The sequence below is a fragment of the Mycolicibacter sinensis genome (assembly GCF_001673565.1).
Classification (GTDB): domain Bacteria; phylum Actinomycetota; class Actinomycetes; order Mycobacteriales; family Mycobacteriaceae; genus Mycobacterium; species Mycobacterium sinense_C.
The window spans coordinates 1-16393 of sequence record NZ_LZMF01000099.1 but is presented as its reverse complement, the minus strand read 5'-3'; the positions used below and the strand labels follow the sequence as shown (position 1 = coordinate 16393).

Sequence of the window (16393 nt, the reverse complement as noted above, 5' to 3'; positions counted from 1 at the left end):
CGGCGCGCAGGTAATCCGAGGCGGTGCGGGCCAACTCCCAGTTCTGGTAGTAGCCCAGGCTGGCCAGGCTCTGGTCGGCGAAGGTCTCCCAACGGGTCTGGGGCTGGATCCAGATGGTCAGCGCCGCGCAGGCGGCCAGCACTACCACCAGGGCGGGCAGCAGGCGGCGAACCAGCCGGATGAGGTCGGGCACCGGTGACAGCGACGACGTCGGGTTCAGCGCGACACGCAGCAGCTTGCCGCCGAAGAAGAAGCCCGACAGCGCCAGGAAGACGTCCACCCCGCCGGAGACCCGTCCGAACCAGACGTGGAACACCGCCACCAACGCGATCGCGATGCCACGCAGCCCGTCGAGGTCGTGGCGGTAGAAACCCGTCTTGCGGGTTCCCATCGCAGCCGCCGACCCGGAGGCCGAAACGGATCCGGCAGTGGGTCCGCCAGCGGGGGGTGCCGCAACAGGTGTTGCCGCCGGTCGCGGCGGGGACAGGGCAATCATGATCGCCCGATAATCTACCTAATCGGGCTGGAGAAACCGTATTCCAACGGCTGTGATGTCGACCCGGTGTGTCTAGGGAATCACCCGGGTCAGATAGGGGACCATGTTGGAGGTGCGGGCCGGTGAGACCGTGACTGCGGGGCTGGTGCCCTCGATCATCTGGTTGTTACCGAGGTACAGCGCGACACTCTGCGATCCGCCCGGTCCGTAGCAGAGCAGGTCGCCGGCGCGGGCCTGCGCGGGCGGGACCTTGTGGCCGACGCTGCACTGCTCGCCGGAGGTCCGCGGCATTTTGATGCCGGCGCCGGCGTAGGCGTACTGGATCAGGCCGGACGCGTCGAAGCCGACGGTGGTGGTGTCGGGGATGTCCGCGGTGGGCGGCACGGCGGTGCCCGGCAGGATCGGGGCGGTGCCCGGCAGACCAGGTGCGGTGCTGCCGGCGACGGTGGGGCCGCCCGGGAGACCGGTGCGGCCGGTGACGTCGGTCAGCGCGCTGCGGGTGGTGGCGGCGCGGGCCCGGGCGTTGTTGGTGGGCCCGGAGACGTCGCCGCCGCCGTAGACGTAGGGCACCCCGCGCTGGGAGAGGGCGCGTTGGATCACCCGCTCGATGAGCTGGTTCTGACCGGACTGCGAGATCGGGTCGGCGCCGGCGGGCCCAGCGGCGCTGAACGCCGGGGCCAATACCGCCGCCACGGCGATCGCGGTGGCGCAGACGCGTTTCATCGGACATCTCCCTTCGCGCCGGTCATCACGGCAGCATCATTGGTCACTTCTGTCACAAAGCGTACCGGCGGGTACGCGCCCTGCGCCGTCGCTGTGCAGAAATTCGGCAACCTGTGACCGAACGGTTACGGCCGACGACCTGCACTACTGTCGTCAGTCATGTCCGCGTTGACTCCCCAGCAGATCAGCGCCATCGACACGGCTCATGTGTGGCACCCCTACAGCACGATCGGCGCCGAGACGCCGGCCCCGACGGTGGCGGTGGCTGCCCGCGGCGCCTACCTGACGCTGATCGTCGACGACGCGCCGGTCGAGGTGCTCGACGCGATGAGCTCCTGGTGGACCGCGATCCACGGCCACGGCCACCCCGTGCTCGACGCGGCGATGACCGCGCAGCTGGCCACCATGAATCACGTCATGTTCGGTGGCCTCACCCACGAGCCCGCGGCGCGGCTGGCGCAGCTGCTGGTGGAGATCACCCCTCCCGGGCTGGACACGGTGTTCTTCTCCGACTCCGGTTCGGTGTCGGTGGAGGTTGCGGTGAAGATGGCGCTGCAGTACTGGCGCGCCCGCAGCCGGCCAGCCAAGCACCGGCTGATGAGCTGGCGCGGCGGCTACCACGGTGACACCTTCACCCCGATGAGCGTCTGCGACCCCGACGGCGGCATGCACAAGCTGTGGGTGGACGTGCTGGCCGCGCAGGTATTCGCCCCGCAGGTGCCCCGCGACTACGACCCGGCCTACAGCGCCGCCTTCGAGGCTCAGCTCAAGCGCCATCGCGACGAACTGGCGGCGGTGGTGGTCGAACCGGTGATGCAGGGCGCCGGCGGCATGCGCTTTCACGACCCGCGCTACCTGAGCGATCTGCGCGACATCTGCACCCGCCACGGCGTCTTGCTGATCTTCGACGAGATTGCTACCGGATTCGGCCGCACCGGCGAGCTGTTCGCGGCCGAACATGCCGGTGTCAGCCCCGACATCATGTGTGTCGGCAAGGCACTGACCGGTGGTTACCTCAGCCTGGCGGCGACGCTGTGCAGCACCGAGATCGCCCACGTCATCAGCGGCGGGGAGGCCGGCGCCCTGATGCACGGGCCCACCTTCATGGCCAACCCGCTGGCCTGCGCGGTGTCGGTGGCCAGCACCGAGCTGTTGCTGGGCCAGAACTGGCGCTCGTGGGTAGCCGAGATCGGTTCGGGACTCAGCGCCGCCCTGGAACCGGCCCGCGGGCTGCCCACAGTCGCCGACGTGCGGGTGTGCGGCGCGGTCGGGGTGATCGAATGCCGGGAGCCGGTGGACCTGGCGGTGGCCACGCCGGTCGCGCTGGCACACGGGGTCTGGCTGCGCCCGTTCCGCAATCTGGTGTACGCGATGCCGCCGTATGTCTGCACACCCGACGAGATCGCTCGCATCGGTGCCGCGATGGTCGGCGTGGTCCGTGCCTTAACCTGAACGGTGTTCAACTGTCGTCGAGGGAGTGCACGGTGACCCGCACGGATCTGTCTCCGCTGGCCTGGCTGGCCGAGGTGGAACAGCAGCGCCGCCAGGACGGGCTGCGGCGCTCCCTGCGGGTGCGGCCCGCCGTCGCCACCGAGCTGGACCTGGCCTCCAACGACTACCTCGGGCTCTCGGCACACCCGGCCGTCATCGCGGGCGGGATCGAGGCGCTGCAGACCTGGGGCGGCGGCGCCGGCGGATCCCGGCTGGTGACCGGCAACACCGAACTGCACCAGCAGTTCGAGCAGGACTTGGCCGACTTCGTCGGAGCCCCAGCGGGTTTGGTGTTCTCGTCGGGCTACACCGCCAATATCGGGGCCGTCGTCAGCCTGTCGGGCCCGGGGTCGCTGCTGGTCTCCGACGCCTACTGTCACGCCTCCCTGGTGGACGCCTGCCGCTTGTCGAAGGCGCGGGTGGTGATCACCGGCCACCGCGATGTCGAGGCGGTGGCGGCGGCACTGGCCGCCCGCACCGAGGAACGCGCCGTGGTGATCACCGAGTCGGTCTTCAGCGCCGACGGCGCATTGGCCCCGCTGCCGGACCTGCACGAGGTGTGCCGCCGGTATGGCGCGCTGCTGATCGTCGACGAGGCGCACGCGGTGGGGGTGCGCGGCGCCGGCGGTCGCGGGCTGGTGCATGAGGTCGGGCTGGCCGGAGCGCCCGACGTGGTGGTGACCACCACGCTGTCCAAGGCTTTGGGCAGCCAGGGCGGCGCGGTACTGGGGCCGGCCGCGGTGCGGGATCACCTCATCGACGCCGCCCGGACCTTCATCTTCGACACCGGGCTGGCCCCGGCGGCCCTCGGTGCCGCGTCGGCCGCCCTGGGCGTGCTGGCCGCCGAGCCCTCCCGCGCCGCCGACGTGCTGCGCCACGCTGCTGAGTTGGCCGCCATCTGCGATGTCGAGCAGCACCCGGAGTCCGCGGTGGTCTCGGTGATCCTCGGCGACGCCGACGTGGCGGTGGCCGCCGCGACCGCCTGCCTGGACGCCGGGGTGCGGGTGGGCTGTTTCCGGCCGCCCACGGTGCCGGCCGGCACCTCGCGCCTGCGGCTGACCGCGCGGGCCTCGCTGGCCGCCGACGACCTCGAGCTGGCCCGGCGCGTCCTGACCGCCGTGCTACGTGATCACCGGGCGCAATGACCGTTCTGGTCATCACCGGAACCGGCACCGGGGTCGGGAAGACCATCGCCACCGCGGCATTGGCCTGCTGTGCCCGCCAGGCCGACCTGGACGTGGCGGTGTGCAAGCCGGTGCAGACCGGCACCGCCGACGGCGACGACGACCTGGCCGAGGTCGGGCGGCTCTCGGGGGTGACCGAGCTGTGCGGGACGGCCCGCTACCCGGAGCCGCTGGCGCCGGTCGCGGCCGCCGAACAGGCCGGGAGGGCGTTGCCCACCCGCGCCGAGCTGCTGGCGACGATCCACGCCGCCGACCGCCCCGGACGGTTGACCCTGGTCGAGGGCGCCGGCGGGCTGCTGGTCGAGCTGGCCGCCGATGGAATCACTCTGCGGGATCTGGCCGTCGACCTCGGCGCGGCCGTGCTGGTGGTGGTCAACGCCGAACTGGGCACCCTCAACCACACCGCTCTGACCCTGGAATCGCTTGCCGGGCAAGGCTTGTCATGCGCCGGTCTGGTCATCGGCAGCTGGCCCGCACAGCCCGGGCCGGCTGCCGCGAGCAATCACGGAGCCTTGGCGCGGCTGGCGCCGGTGCGCGCCGCGCTGCCGGCGGGTTCGGCGGCCCTGGACGTTGCGGAGTTCGCCGAGATGAGCCGTGCCGCTTTCGACGCCGCCTGGGTGCGCACGCTGGCGGGCTGAGCAATGGTGCACTCGATCGAGCTGGTCTTCGACGCCGAGACCGAGACGGCGGTCCGCGATATCTGGGCGCAGCTGGCCGCGGCCGGGTTGCCCAGCCAGGCCCCAGCCGCCCGCCCGCACGTCACCCTCACCGTCGCCCAGCGCATCGATTCCCGGGTCGACGCAGAGCTGGCCGCAGTCGCCGACCGGCTGCCGATCGGCTGCATCCTGGGCGCGACGGTGATCTTCGGTCGCTCACACGGGGTGCTGGCGCGGCTGGTCGTGCCGACCGTCGAATTGCTGGACCTGCATGCCCAGGTGCACCGGGTGTGTGCGCCCTACCTGGTCCCCGGGCCGATGCCCAACGCGCTGCCCGGCCAGTGGACCGCGCACACCACCCTGGCCCGCCGGATCGGTCCGGCTAAGTTGGGCCGGGCTCAGCGCATCGCCGGCCGCTCCGACATCACCGGGCGGTTCGTCGGCCTGCGACGCTGGGATGGCAACACCCGCACCGAGTATCCGCTCTAGACCGCGAGCCCCGCCCGCATCGTCAGTCCGTCGATCAGCAATCCCAGCCCGAACGCGAACGCGCTGCTCGGGTCGGCGTCGGAGGTGATCTCGGCGGCCCCGGCGGCGTCCCACTGCAGGCGGGACTGCTCGTCGGCGGTGAATCCCAAAACGTAGTAGACGACGGTGCGGGCGACCTGGCCAGCCTGATCTGGATGCACACCGGCCGCCGTGGCCGCGTCCGCCAGCAGCGCCAGGATGTCGGTGGCCGCCCGGGACTGACCCGCGGCCATGCTGGCCGACACCAGCTCGGCGCCGTCGGTGTGGGACAGCAGCGCATCGCGCAGGCGTTCGCCCACGGTCTGCATCCGCCACTGCCAGCTGCCCGGTCCCGGGTCCGCGCAGGCCGGGCCTAACACCCGGTCGGCGACCGCCCCGAGCAGTTGCTGCTTGTTGGCGAAATGCCAGTACAGCGCGCTGGGGCTGACGTTCAGCTCGCGCGCCACCCGGCGCATCGACAGGTCGGCGATGCCGTAGTTGTCCAGGATGGTGGCCGCCGCGGCGACCACGTCAAGTTTGTGCAGCTGCACCCCGCTACCCTAACCTGAACACCGTTCAAGTTTTGAGGGGAGCACGTGTGACCGACGACATCCTGGCGCTGGCCCGTGAGCAGGTTCTGGAGCGCGGCGAGGCGTTGCGGCGGGATCAGGTCCTCGAGGTGCTGCAACTGCCCGACGAGCGGCTCGAGGAGCTGCTGGCGCTGGCCCACGACGTGCGGATGCGCTGGTGCGGTCCCGAGATCGAGGTCGAGGGCATCATCAGCCTGAAAACCGGTGGCTGCCCGGAGGATTGCCACTTCTGCTCGCAATCCGGGCTGTTCCAATCGCCGGTGCGCAGCGCCTGGCTCGACATCCCCAGCCTGGTCGAGGCGGCCAAGCAGACCGCCAAGACCGGCGCCACCGAATTCTGCATCGTCGCCGCGGTGCGCGGGCCCGACGAGCGGCTGCTTGCCCAGGTCGCCGCCGGTATCGAGGCGATCCGCAACGAGGTCGACATCCAGATCGCCTGCTCCCTGGGCATGCTGACCCAGGAGCAGGTGGATCAACTCGCCGCGATGGGCGTGCACCGCTACAACCACAACCTGGAGACCGCCCGGTCGCACTTCCCCAACGTGGTCACCACCCACACCTGGGAGGAGCGCTGGGAGACCCTGCGGATGATCGGCGAAGCCGGTATGGAGGTGTGCTGCGGCGGCATCCTGGGCATGGGGGAGACGCTCGAGCAGCGCGCGGAGTTCGCCGCCGACCTGGCCGAGCTGGACCCCGACGAGGTGCCGCTGAACTTCCTCAACCCGCGCCCGGGCACGCCGTTCGGTGACCTGGACGTGCTGCCGGCCGCCGACGCGCTGCGCGCGGTCGCCGCGTTCCGGCTGGCACTGCCGCGCACCATGCTGCGGTTCGCCGGGGGCCGGGAGATCACGCTGGGCGACCTGGGCGCCAAGCAGGGCATCCTGGGCGGGATCAACGCGATCATCGTCGGCAACTATCTGACGACGCTGGGCCGTCCCGCAGAGACGGACCTGGAACTGCTCGACGATCTGCAGATGCCGATCAAGGCTCTCAACGCCACCCTGTAATGGTTCGCGACCTGCCGGTCGTCGGGGCCGGCGTCTACAACGTCTACACCGGCGTGCAGATCGAGGACGCCGCCGGTGAATCGGTCCCGACAGCCGCCCAGCTGGGCCTGGAGCCGCCGCGGTTCTGCGCGTCCTGCGGGCGCCGGATGACGGTGCAGGTCCGTCCGGATGGCTGGTGGGCCAAGTGTTCTCGGCACGGGCTGGTGGATTCGGCCGATCTGGACACCCAGCGATGATCGGCGCACCGGCGGAGCTTGCCCCGCGGCTGACGCGGCGGAGGGCATGTCTGATCGTGGCCGCCGGACTGACCGTCGCCGGGTTGCCGATCGGTGCGTTGTGGGCGTGGATCGCCCCACCGGTGCACGGCGTGGTGGCGCTGTCCCGCCGCGGGGACCGGGTGCAGGCCTACCTCGGCAACGAGGCCGACCATTTCTTCGTCGCGCCGTTTCTGCTGCTGGGCATGCTGGGCGTGGTGGCGGTCGTATCGGCCACGCTGGCCTGGCAGTGGCGGGCGCACCGGGGCCCGGGCATGGTCGCCGCTCTGTCACTGGGCCTGACCGCCGGCGGGGCGCTGGCGGCGTTGCTGGGGGCGGCGTTGGTGCATCGCCGCTACGGCACGGTCGATGTCGACGGCGCGCCGGTCTCTGCCGAGCACCGGGTGCACTACATCGTCGAGGGGCCGCCGGTGTTCTTCGGGCACACTCCGTTGCAGGTCGCTGCCACGTTACTGTTGCCGGCGGCGACGGCAGCGCTGGTCTACGGCCTGTGCGTCACCTGGAGCACCCACGACGATCTGGGCGGCTATCCGCCCGAGCCCGCCAGGCGATCGCCGATGCCGGCGGTTCAGCGAGGCTCGACGGAAGAGAGGCGAAGCTGGGACCGCCGAATAAATCCGGTGGTCACCGCGGACGGCGGCGCAGCGCCCCACCGGTGATGACCCGCGCTGCCACCAGGCCCAGCCGCGCCAGGCCGAGGTAGGTCTTGGGGTTCAGCAGTGCCGGCCACTGACTCTGCACCGCGCCGGCGGGCAGCGGCCGGCCCGCGAACCGGTCCCGCAACCAGTCCAGCACCATCGGGGCGGACAGCGGGTGCAGCAGGATGTGCTCGCTGAGCAGGTCGCGGTGATAGGTCAGGTTGGCGCCGCCGCTGGCATAGGTCTCGGCCAAGTGGTCGATGTGCACGACTGAAATCACCTGGTCGTGAATGGCTTGCAGCATCAACACCGGTGGTTTCGGCGCATGGCAGCCGAGCTTGGTGTCCTCGAAGACATGTTGCACCGCAGGGAGTTCCACCAGGTCCTGGAGCGGCTGGTCGATGAACTTCCCGAGTGACTTGTGGCGCATCCGCATGATGGCGCCGGCCGTGGTCATCGATTCCAGTGAACGCATCAACGCCTTGCCCTCGGCGGTGGCGTGATCGTCGATCACCTTCTGCAAGTCGGGGTAGATCTTCGCCAAGGTGGCGATCATCACCGCGGGCAATCCGGAGAAGAACGTCCCGTCCAACCCGAGGAAGGTGTGCCCGAGATCGCCCACCGGTGAACCGAGCACCGCACCGACGATGTTGAGTTCGGGGGCGTAACCGCCGCAGACTTCCGCTGCCCAGCCGGTGGCCAAGCCCCCGCCGGAGTAGCCCCACAGCCCGACCGGGTCCTCGGGGGACAAGCCCAGCTGCTCGGCGCTCTGCGCGGCGCGCACCCCGTCGAGCACGTAGTAGCCCGGTTCGTACGGCGCACCCCAGTGCCCGTCGCAGCCCTCGTGGTCGGGGATGGACACCGCCCAGCCCTGCGCCAGGATGGCGGCGATGAGCACGAACTCGAGCTGGGTGAAGGAGCCGTAACCATTGGCGTGTCGGCGCAGCGCATAGGAGGGGAAGCAGCGGCTGTCCACCGCGTCGATCGCGCACTGGTACGACACGATCGGACAGGGGCGGCTGCGATCGCGGTCGGCCGGGACCAGCACCGTGGTCACCGCGGCCTGCGGCATGTTGTTGCGGTCGACGGTCCGGTAGAGCAGCTGGGTGGCGACCAGTTGCTGGGGGATCAGACCCAAAAAGGCCAGCTCGACGTCCCGTGAGCGCAGCACGGTGCCGGCCACGGCGTGCTGGAAGCCGGCCGGCGGCTCATAGAACGGGTCCTCGGCCAGCCGGAGCGGGCGTTCTCCGGATTGCAGCGGCTGGTGGGGGGCTTGTCCGATCCACTCGACAGACGTTTCGCGGGCCAGGTTGTCCAAGTCCATCCCGCCATTGTCGCTTAAGAGGGCATTAAGAATCCAGTCCGACATGCCCTGGCGGCCGCAATGCTGCGAATTCGTCGGTGACCCGCAGCTCGGAGTCGGTGAACCGGTAGCGGGCGGCCGGCCGGCCCCCGCTGCGCCCGGAGCGGGCCGTGGTGCCGGTGCGGGTGATCACCCCGCGGCGCACCAGCACCCGCTGCAGGTTGGTCGCATCGACCTGGTATCCGAGCACCACACTGTAGATGTCACGCAGCGTAGACAGGATGAATTCGGTTGGCGCCAAAGCGAACCCGATGTTGGTGTAAGACATCTTGGCAACCAGCCGGCTGTGGGCGTGCGTCACCATGGTGGCGTGGTCGAACGCCATCGGCGGCAGGTCGTCGACCGGATGCCAGTGGGTGTCGCCCGGCAGTTCGGGGTCGGCGGGGGAGGGCACCAGGCCCAGAAATGTCGAGGCGATGGTGCGTACCCCCGGCACCCGGCGCGGGTCGGAGAACACAGCCAGCTGCTCAAGGTGGGCTATCTCACGTAGGTCCACCTTCTCGGCCAACTGGCGGCGCGCCGACGCGGTCACATCCTCGTCGTTCCGCAACAGTCCACCTGGAAGCGACCATCGTCCGAGCTGCGGTTCTCGGGCGCGCTGCCAGAGCAGCACATGGAGCCGGGGACGACGGCGATCGAGGCCGCCAACCTGGAAGACCGCGGTGAGCACCTCATGCGCGGTGCTAGTATGAACCATGTTTTCGATTGTAAGTCGAAAACCTAAACCGCGAGAGGAGTCGCGCATGACCACCCTCACCGACCCCGGTGTGCAGGCGGGCAGCCTGGCCGACCGCATCATCAACTCTCCGGCCGGCTACAGCGGTGTCGAGCCCGACGAGGAGTGGGTGGCCGAGATCCTCCGGCTGAAAAAAGCACGCAATGCGACGATCTTGGCGCACAACTACCAGCTGCCCCCGATCCAGGACATCGCCGACCACGTCGGGGACTCGCTGGGCCTGGCGCGCATCGCCGCGGACACCGACGCGGACACCATCGTGTTCTGCGGCGTGCACTTCATGGCCGAGACCGCCAAGATCCTGTCTCCGGACAAGACGGTGCTGATCCCGGACGCCCGGGCCGGCTGCTCGCTGGCCGATTCGATCTCCGCCGAGGACCTGCAGGCCTGGCGTGACGACCACCCCGGCGCGGTGGTGGTGTCCTACGTCAACACCACGGCCGCGGTCAAGGCGCTCACCGACTACTGCTGCACCTCGTCGAACGCTGTCGACGTGGTCAATGCGATCGACCCGGACCGCGACGTGCTGTTTCTGCCCGACCAGTTCCTGGGCCAGCACGTCCAGCGGGTCACCGGACGCAAGAACATGCACATCTGGGCCGGTGAGTGCCACGTCCACGCGGCCATCAACGGTGACGAGCTCGAGGAGAAGGCGCGGGCGAACCCGGAGGCCGAGCTGTTCGTCCACCCGGAGTGCGGCTGTGCGACCTCAGCGCTGTACCTGGTCGGCGAGGGCCACTTCCCCGAAGAGCGGGTCAAGATACTGTCCACCGGCGGAATGCTCGAGGAGGCCCGCCGCACCCAGGCGCGAAAGGTGCTGGTGGCCACTGAGATCGGCATGATCTACCAGCTGCAGAAGGCGGCGCCGCAGGTCGACTTCGAGGCGGTCAACTCCAAAGCGGCCTGCAAGTACATGAAGATGATCACCCCGGCGGCCCTGCTGCGCAGCCTGACCGAGGGCGCCGACGAGATCCACGTCGACCCCGAGACCGCGCGCCTGGCGGCCCGCAGCGTGCAGCGCATGGTCTCGATCGGTCACTCCGCCCCGGTCAGCAAGTGACCGGTGGTCCCAGCTGGCAGCAGCGGGCCGATGTCGTTGTCATAGGCACCGGGGTCGGCGGGCTGGCCGCGGCCCGTGCCGCACGCCGCGCCGGCCGGGACGTGGTGGTGCTCAGCAAGGCCGACACCGGCTACGCGGTGACCGCGACGCACTACGCCCAGGGCGGGATCGCGGTGGTGCTGCCGGGCACCGACGACTCGGTACAAGCCCATGTCGCCGACACCCTGGCTGCCGGCGGCGGATTGTGCGACGCCGACGCGGTGACCTCGATCGTGGCCGACGGCTATCGCGCGGTCGCCGAATTAGCCGGTGCCGGCGCACAATTCGACCGCGAAGCGGATGGAAACTGGGCGATCACCCGCGAGGGCGGGCACTCGCGGCGCCGCATCATTCACGCCGGCGGCGACGCGACCGGAGCAGAGGTGCAGCGCGCCCTGGATCACGCCGCGGCCGGTCTGGACATCCGTCACGGCCAGGTGGTGCTGGCGATTCTGCGCGACACCGACACCGTCACCGGTGTGCTGGTGGCCAATGCCGACGGGCTCGGGGTGATCCACGCTCCGTCGGTGGTGCTGGCCACCGGCGGTGTGGGCCACCTCTACGCCGCGACCACCAATCCCGGTGGTGCCACCGGCGACGGGCTGGCGCTGGCGCTGCGGGCCGGGGTTGCGGTCAGCGATCTGGAATTCATCCAGTTCCACCCCACCATGTTGTTTGCCGGCCCGGGCGGCGGTCGCCGGCCACTGGTCACCGAGGCGGTGCGCGGGGAGGGCGCGATGCTGATCGACTCCCGGGGCGTCTCGGTCACCGCGGGAGTGCACCCGATGGGTGACCTGGCGCCGCGCGACGTGGTGGCCGGCGCCATCGACGCCAGGCTCCGCGAGACCGGCGACGCCTGCGTCTACCTCGACGCCCGCGGCATCAGCGGCTTCGAGGGTCGGTTTCCGACTGTCACCGCGGCCTGCCGCGACGCCGGCATCGACCCGGTGCACCAGCCGATCCCGGTGGTCCCGGGCGCGCACTACAGCTGCGGCGGCGTCGTCACCGACACCCACGGTCGCACCGAGCTACCCGGCCTGTTCGCCGCTGGCGAGGTGGCCCGCACCGGCATGCACGGCGCCAACCGGCTGGCATCCAACAGCCTGCTGGAAGGCCTGGTGGTGGGCGAGCGCGCCGGATCGGCGGCGGCGACCCACGCCGTGGCGGCCGGGCAGATGCGCGCCGGCGCCCCGCAGTGGGACCGGCAACCCGCGCTGGACCGGCAGGCCCTGCAGAAGGCGATGTCGCGCGACGCATCGGTGGTCCGCGACGCCCGCGGCTTGCAGCGGCTGAACGACCTGTTGGCGACGGCCGGGGAGCGGCGGGTCACCGACCGGACCGGTTTCGAGGACGCCGCGTTGACCCTGGCCGCGCAGGTGGTCGCCGGGGCGGCGCTGGCGCGTACCGAGAGCCGGGGCTGCCACCACCGGGCCGAGTTCTCCGGCGCCGATCCCGCTCAGGCCCGCAGCACCACGGTCCGGCTGCGCGACGGCGCGGTGGTGCTCGACGTTCCGGCGGCGGTGGCCTCATGACCCGCTCGCTGACCCTGTCGGAGACCGAACTCAGTGCGGCGCGCGCGGTCATCGCCCGGGCGCTCGACGAGGATCTGCGCTACGGGCCCGACGTCACCACCGCCGCGACGGTGCCGGCGGATGCGCTGACCGAGGCCGCGCTGGTGCCCCGGGTGGCCGGGGTGATCGCCGGAGTCGACATCGCCCTGCTGGTGCTCGACGAAGTACTCGGCGCCGACGGCTACCGGGTGCTGGACCGGGTGGCCGAGGGAGCCCGCCTGGAGGCCGGTGCACCGGTGCTGAGGCTGCAGGCCGACACCCGGGGCCTGCTCACCGCCGAACGCACCATGCTCAACCTGGTCTGTCACCTGTCCGGGATCGCCACCGCCACCGCGGCCTGGGTCGACGCCGTGGACGGCACGCCGGCGCAGATCCGCGACACCCGCAAGACCCTGCCGGGCCTGCGGGTGCTGCAGAAGTACGCGGTGCGGGTCGGCGGCGGGGTGAACCACCGGATGGGGCTGGGGGATGCCGCGCTGATCAAGGACAACCATGTCGCCGCCGCGGGGTCGGTGGCCGCGGCGCTGCGCGCGGTCCGGGCGGCCGCCCCCGAGGTGTCCTGCGAGGTCGAGGTCGATTCGCTGGAGCAGTTCGACGAAGTGCTCCCCGAGGGACCCGAGCTGGTGCTGTTGGACAACTTCCCGGTGTGGCAGACCCAGATCGCCGTACAGCGCCGCGATGCCCGAGCGCCCGGGGTGCTGCTGGAGTCCTCCGGCGGGCTGACCCTCGACAGCGCGGCCGCCTACGCCGCCACCGGCGTCGACTACCTGGCGATCGGGGCGCTCACCCACTCGGTGCAGGTGCTCGACATCGGTTTGGATATGTAGTTTCTTTCCGCCGAGCAGACACGAAAGCCCCCTCACGAGGCCTGAAATGGGGGCCTACGCGTCTGCTCGCGGTAGGGGAACCGCGCTTCAGGCGATGTCGGTGACCAGCACCGCCACCTTGCGGTTCTGCAGTCGCACCGCCCACGGCAAGGACACATCGGCGGTGCCGGCCGGCAGGATCCGCGGGTTGGTCAGGTGCAGTTCGCTGCGGAACAGCCGCACGTCGGCCTCCCCGGCGGCCAGCACGTTCTTGACCCAGTCGGCCTTGCCGTGCCCGAGCGCGACCGCCAGCACGTTGCCCTTGCGGTAGGTCGTCACCACCGTCTCGTAGGGTTTGCCGGACTTGCGGCCCCGATGCTTGATCACCGACGTGCCGGGCAGAAACCGGGACAGCGGCTTGACCACCGGGTTCATGTACTTGATCTGCAGCCGGTCCAGCCACGGCGGGAACACCACCGGCAGTTTCTCGGCACCCTTGTCGACAGCCATCGCGACTCCGTTTCTCTTTGAAGGGTTTCTTCAGGTGATGTCAGCGACGAGTATTCCGACCCAGCGGGCCCCAACCCGCGCGATCAGCGGCAACCCGCTGGTGTCGCCGCCGATCGGCACGATCCGCGGATTGGTGACGTGGACGCTGCGCCGAAAGAGACGCACGTCGGCCTCACCGGCGGCCAGCACGTTCTTGACCCAGTCGGCCTTGCCGTGCCCGAGCAGCACCGTCAGCCGCGGGCCTTTGCAGAACGCGCGCACCACGGTGCGGTACGGCGTGCCGGACTTGCGGCCCCGATGGTCGATCACCGCGAAGGACGGCAGGTGGAATCGCTTGATCAGCGGGGTCTGCACCGTGCGCTGCAGGTAATCAAGCCAGTCCGGGAAGATGTAGGGCACCCCGGGAACGCTCTTCGGGTGATCCTTGGTGGGCATGCCGCCTCCGTTTCCCGCGTCTTCCGCTGCGAACCACCCTAGCCGGGGCGGACCTGCCGCGGCGCAATCAGAGAGCCGGGCGCGATGCGCTGCGAAATTCACTTGGATGGCTCTGGGACAATGGACGACGTGAACACCGCCCTGCTGGCACGCATCGACCTGCGTGGCACCGACCAGTCGAACCTTTCCAAGGCTCAACTGCGCACCGTGCTGCCGCGCGGCGGTGTCGACGTCGAGGCGGTGTTGTCGCGGGTGCGCCCGATCGTCGAGGAGGTCGCCGAGCGCGGGGCCGCCGCGGCGCTGGAGTTCGGCGAATCGTTCGACCAGGTCCGTCCGGCAGCGGTCCGGGTACCGGAGGCGGCGCTTCAGACCGCCTTGGCCGGCCTGGACCCCGCGGTGCGGGCCGCCCTGGAGGTGGCGATCAGCCGCGCCCGCGCGGTGCACGCCGACCAGCGGCGCACCGACACCACCACCACCCTGGCGCCGGGGGCGACCGTCACCGAACGCTGGGTTCCGGTCGAGCGGGTCGGCCTCTACGTTCCGGGCGGCAACGCGGTCTACCCGTCGAGTGTGGTGATGAACGTCGTCCCGGCCCAGACCGCCGGGGTGGACTCACTGGTGATCGCCAGTCCGCCGCAGGCCGCCTTTGACGGCCTTCCGCACCCGACGATCCTGGCGGCGGCCCGGTTGCTCGGCGTCGACGAGGTCTGGGCGGTCGGTGGCGCGCAGGCGGTGGCGCTGCTGGCCTACGGCGGCACCGACACCAATCAGGCCGAGCTGGCCCCGGTCGACATGATCACCGGCCCCGGCAACATCTATGTGACCGCCGCCAAACGGCTGTGCCGTTCGCAGGTCGGTATCGACGCCGAAGCCGGTCCCACCGAGATCGCCATCCTGGCCGACCACACCGCCAACCCGGCGCATCTGGCCGCCGACCTGATCAGCCAGGCCGAGCACGACGAGATGGCCGCCAGCGTGCTGGTGACCACCAGCCCGCAACTGGCCGACGCGACCGAGCGGGAAGTGACCGCGCAGCTGGAAACCACCGTGCACCACCAGCGGGTGGCCACCGCGCTGGGCGGGCGCCAGTCGGCGATCGTGTTGGTCGACGACCTGGACGCCGGTATCCGGGTGGTCGATGCCTATGCCGCCGAGCACTTGGAGATCCAGACCGCCGACGCCGCCGCCGTGGCGGCCCGGATCCGTTCGGCCGGAGCCATTTTCGTCGGCCCCTACGCCCCGGTCAGCCTCGGCGACTACTGCGCGGGCTCCAACCACGTGCTACCCACCGCGGGCAGTGCGCGGTATTCCAGCGGGCTGTCGGTGCAGACCTTCCTGCGCGGTATCCACGTCGTGGACTACACCGAGGCCGCGCTCAAAGATGTCAGCGGGCATGTGATCGCGCTGGCCAACGCCGAGGATCTGCCCTCGCATGGTGAAGCGGTCCGGCGGAGGTTCGAGCAGTGACCCGGCCCGGAGGCGAGATCACGCTGGCCGACCTGCCGCTGCGCGATGATCTGCGCGGCAAGTCGCCCTACGGCGCACCGCAACTCAGCGTTCCGGTGCGGCTGAACACCAACGAGAATCCGCACCCGCCCAGTGCGGCGCTGGTCGACGACGTCGCCCGCTCGGTGCGCGAGGCCGCGGCCGATCTGCACCGCTATCCCGACCGCGACGCGGTGGCGCTGCGCACCGACCTGGCCGGCTACCTGAGCATCCAGACCGGTGTCGAAGTGGGCCCGGAGAACGTGTGGGCGGCAAACGGCTCCAACGAGATCCTGCAGCAACTGCTGCAGGCGTTCGGCGGTCCCGGCCGCAGCGCGATCGGATTCGTCCCGTCGTATTCGATGCACCCGATCATCTCCGATGGCACCCAGACCCAGTGGCTGGCTGCGAACCGGGCCGACGACTTCGGGCTGGACGTCGACGTCGCGGTCGGTGCCATCACCGACCGCAAGCCCGATGTGGTGTTCGTCGCGAGCCCGAATAACCCGTCCGGGCAGAGCATTTCACTCGATGATCTGCGTAGCGTGCTCGACGTCGCGCCGGGAATCGTGATTGTGGACGAGGCCTACGGCGAATTTTCGTCGCAGCCCAGCGCGATCGGGCTGATCGGCGACTATCCGACGAAGCTGATCGTCACCCGCACCATGAGCAAGGCGTTCGCATTCGCCGGCGGCCGGCTCGGATACCTGATCGCCGCCCCGGCGGTGATCGACGCGATGCTGCTGGTGCGGTTGCCCTATCACCTGTCGGCGATCACCCAGGCGGCCGCCCGTGCTGCGCTACGGCACGCCGATGACACC

General features: G+C 70.4%; 19 protein-coding genes. 12 read left to right on the top strand and 7 right to left on the bottom strand.

The genetic code is table 11. The features are described from left to right. On the bottom strand, positions 1-496 hold a 496-nt coding region (locus A5648_RS14820; protein ID WP_131810578.1), incomplete at its 3' end, for an acyltransferase family protein. Positions 497-568: 72 nt separating this feature from the next. Continuing rightward, positions 569-1219 carry an NlpC/P60 family peptidoglycan-binding protein RipD gene (ripD, locus tag A5648_RS14815; RefSeq protein WP_065025283.1) on the bottom strand — a complete coding sequence of 217 codons (651 nt, stop codon included), beginning with the start codon at positions 1217-1219 and terminating at the stop codon, positions 569-571. Between the two features lie 159 nt (positions 1220-1378). Between ripD and A5648_RS14810 the strand changes: the two genes are divergently transcribed. The 4 genes from A5648_RS14810 to A5648_RS14795 are packed head-to-tail and all read left to right on the top strand — an operon-like array spanning position 1379 to position 5039. Next, positions 1379-2671: an adenosylmethionine--8-amino-7-oxononanoate transaminase gene (locus A5648_RS14810; protein ID WP_165607352.1), complete on the top strand. Its 1293-nt coding sequence runs from the start codon at positions 1379-1381 to the stop codon at positions 2669-2671. Between the two features lie 32 nt (positions 2672-2703). Beyond that, on the top strand, positions 2704-3855 hold the full coding sequence (locus tag A5648_RS14805; RefSeq protein ID WP_065025281.1) for an 8-amino-7-oxononanoate synthase: 1152 nt from the start codon (positions 2704-2706) through the stop codon (positions 3853-3855). Further along, positions 3852-4532 carry a dethiobiotin synthase gene (gene bioD / locus A5648_RS14800; protein ID WP_065025280.1) on the top strand — a complete coding sequence of 227 codons (681 nt, stop codon included), beginning with the start codon at positions 3852-3854 and terminating at the stop codon, positions 4530-4532. The genes A5648_RS14805 and bioD overlap by 4 nt, the downstream gene beginning before the upstream one ends. A gap of 3 nt (positions 4533-4535) precedes the next feature. Continuing rightward, positions 4536-5039, top strand: a complete 504-nt coding sequence (locus A5648_RS14795) for a 2'-5' RNA ligase family protein (RefSeq protein WP_065025279.1) — start codon at positions 4536-4538, stop codon at positions 5037-5039. Here the strand turns inward: A5648_RS14795 and A5648_RS14790 are convergent. Next, positions 5036-5608, bottom strand: a complete 573-nt coding sequence (locus A5648_RS14790; RefSeq protein ID WP_065025278.1) for a TetR/AcrR family transcriptional regulator C-terminal domain-containing protein — start codon at positions 5606-5608, stop codon at positions 5036-5038. The genes A5648_RS14795 and A5648_RS14790 overlap by 4 nt on opposite strands. Positions 5609-5640: 32 nt before the next feature. Here A5648_RS14790 and bioB point away from each other — a divergent pair, with 32 nt between their 5' ends. Genes bioB through A5648_RS14775 form a run of 3 tightly spaced genes read left to right on the top strand, consistent with a single transcriptional unit; the run spans position 5641 to position 7588 of the window. Further along, entirely contained in the window at positions 5641-6654 is a 1014-nt protein-coding gene (gene bioB / locus A5648_RS14785; RefSeq protein ID WP_065025277.1) for a biotin synthase BioB, read from the top strand. Then, on the top strand, positions 6654-6890 hold the full coding sequence (locus tag A5648_RS14780) for a hypothetical protein (protein ID WP_065025276.1): 237 nt from the start codon (positions 6654-6656) through the stop codon (positions 6888-6890). The genes bioB and A5648_RS14780 overlap by 1 nt, the downstream gene beginning before the upstream one ends. Continuing rightward, the gene (locus A5648_RS14775; RefSeq protein ID WP_082966512.1) at positions 6887-7588 is read left to right on the top strand and encodes a DUF2567 domain-containing protein; all 702 of its coding nucleotides are present in this window, start codon (positions 6887-6889) and stop codon (positions 7586-7588) included. Before A5648_RS14780 ends, A5648_RS14775 begins: the two co-directional genes overlap by 4 nt. Here the strand turns inward: A5648_RS14775 and A5648_RS14770 are convergent. Next, entirely contained in the window at positions 7554-8891 is a 1338-nt protein-coding gene (locus A5648_RS14770) for a lipase family protein (protein WP_065025275.1), read from the bottom strand. The two genes, A5648_RS14775 and A5648_RS14770, sit on opposite strands and share 35 nt — an antisense overlap. Positions 8892-8916: 25 nt before the next feature. Next, a complete protein-coding gene (locus A5648_RS14765; RefSeq protein WP_065025274.1) occupies positions 8917-9627 on the bottom strand; it encodes an NUDIX hydrolase in 711 nt (236 codons plus the stop codon). Positions 9628-9673: 46 nt separating this feature from the next. Here A5648_RS14765 and nadA point away from each other — a divergent pair, with 46 nt between their 5' ends. From nadA to nadC, 3 genes are read left to right on the top strand one after another with little or no spacing between them, the layout of a single operon-like run. Beyond that, a complete protein-coding gene (gene nadA, locus A5648_RS14760) occupies positions 9674-10726 on the top strand; it encodes a quinolinate synthase NadA (protein ID WP_065025273.1) in 1053 nt (350 codons plus the stop codon). Then, the gene (locus A5648_RS14755; protein WP_065025272.1) at positions 10723-12297 is read left to right on the top strand and encodes an L-aspartate oxidase; all 1575 of its coding nucleotides are present in this window, start codon (positions 10723-10725) and stop codon (positions 12295-12297) included. The genes nadA and A5648_RS14755 overlap by 4 nt, the downstream gene beginning before the upstream one ends. Further along, positions 12294-13163 carry a carboxylating nicotinate-nucleotide diphosphorylase gene (nadC, locus tag A5648_RS14750; RefSeq protein ID WP_065025271.1) on the top strand — a complete coding sequence of 290 codons (870 nt, stop codon included), beginning with the start codon at positions 12294-12296 and terminating at the stop codon, positions 13161-13163. The genes A5648_RS14755 and nadC overlap by 4 nt, the downstream gene beginning before the upstream one ends. Before the next feature lie 87 nt (positions 13164-13250). On the opposite strand, the gene A5648_RS14745 is transcribed toward nadC, so the two are convergent. Together A5648_RS14745 and A5648_RS14740 are read right to left on the bottom strand one after the other, a co-directional pair. Beyond that, positions 13251-13652, bottom strand: a complete 402-nt coding sequence (locus A5648_RS14745; RefSeq protein WP_065025270.1) for a nitroreductase family deazaflavin-dependent oxidoreductase — start codon at positions 13650-13652, stop codon at positions 13251-13253. A gap of 30 nt (positions 13653-13682) precedes the next feature. After that, positions 13683-14087, bottom strand: a complete 405-nt coding sequence (locus tag A5648_RS14740) for a nitroreductase family deazaflavin-dependent oxidoreductase (protein ID WP_065025269.1) — start codon at positions 14085-14087, stop codon at positions 13683-13685. A gap of 120 nt (positions 14088-14207) precedes the next feature. Between A5648_RS14740 and hisD the strand changes: the two genes are divergently transcribed. Together hisD and A5648_RS14730 are read left to right on the top strand one after the other, a co-directional pair. Further along, positions 14208-15554: a histidinol dehydrogenase gene (gene hisD / locus A5648_RS14735; protein WP_065025268.1), complete on the top strand. Its 1347-nt coding sequence runs from the start codon at positions 14208-14210 to the stop codon at positions 15552-15554. Further along, positions 15551-16393 (top strand): histidinol-phosphate transaminase (locus A5648_RS14730; RefSeq protein ID WP_065025267.1); only part of this gene is annotated, 843 nt, incomplete at its 3' end. The genes hisD and A5648_RS14730, both read left to right, overlap by 4 nt.